The sequence below is a fragment of the Aeromonas sp. QDB14 genome, assembly GCF_027707845.1.
Lineage (GTDB): Bacteria > Pseudomonadota > Gammaproteobacteria > Enterobacterales > Aeromonadaceae > Aeromonas > Aeromonas caviae.
This window is the reverse complement of the sequence record NZ_JAPCJD010000203.1, coordinates 1-795: the sequence shown is the minus strand read 5'-3', so window position 1 is coordinate 795 and position 795 is coordinate 1. Positions and strand designations below refer to the sequence as shown.

2 protein-coding genes are annotated in these 795 nt (G+C 53.0%); one reads left to right on the top strand and one right to left on the bottom strand.

The window, feature by feature from the left end:
- Nucleotides 1–131 precede the first annotated feature (131 nt).
- Nucleotides 132–503, top strand: coding sequence for a hypothetical protein (locus PG887_RS22515; protein ID WP_004099020.1), 372 nt, complete (start codon nt 132–134; stop codon nt 501–503).
- Between the two features lie 53 nt (nt 504–556).
- Here the strand turns inward: PG887_RS22515 and PG887_RS22510 are convergent.
- On the bottom strand, nt 557–795 hold a 239-nt coding region (locus PG887_RS22510), incomplete at its 5' end, for a hypothetical protein (protein ID WP_222847780.1).

The following is a 795-nucleotide window of genomic DNA, read 5'->3' as shown; positions in this document are numbered from 1 at the left end:
TGCGATTAAATCAGATCACAAACGAAGCCTTTTTTCTATCTATTTCAATTGGTTGTAGCTAAAGATCCTGTACATGACAGGTCACTGCAGCGGCCAAACTGTTGCCACATCTCAGTTCAGGAGGAAACGCAATGACTCAGGAAAGGATCCAGACCCGCTACCCACTCGGCGGCCCCTTCGCCACCCAGGCTGAGCTGGAGCAGGCCATCACCCAGGCCATAACGACCCACAGACAAGATTTCTTCCCTCTGCTGGAACGGCTGGTGGACGTGGGGGACACCCGGGTCAACCTCAGTCAGGAGAACCCGCTGCGGGTGCTCAGCATCGAACTCGCTGACGGCCGTGAAGGAGTGGCCCATATCAACTACGAGTCCAACTTCGCCGAGAGCTGCCTGATTATCAACGAATACGACCAGCACCAGACCAGCCTGGCCTTTCGCCTCGACGGGGATGCACTTATCTTCGACGTCGAACTGCCGATCGCGTGGAATTTCAATAACTGAAGATTCAGCGGTGTAATGCCGCCTGGTTGCTACACCCGGTCAGCCAGCTCCCCTCACCCTAACCCTCTCCCAAAGGGAGAGGGGATCAGCCCGTGCCAACCTCCAGCCGTGGTAGTCACTCCATACTCTGCTGTTATTTCAGGCGCCTGTAATCTTCCCCATATGGCTGTCATCTGAATAGCAATATCCAGCATATAGCCACCATAACCCTCACTCATGTACAGGATCTTTAGCGGCAACCAATTGAAATAGATATAAAAAAGGCTTCGTTTGTGATCTGATTTTATCGCCA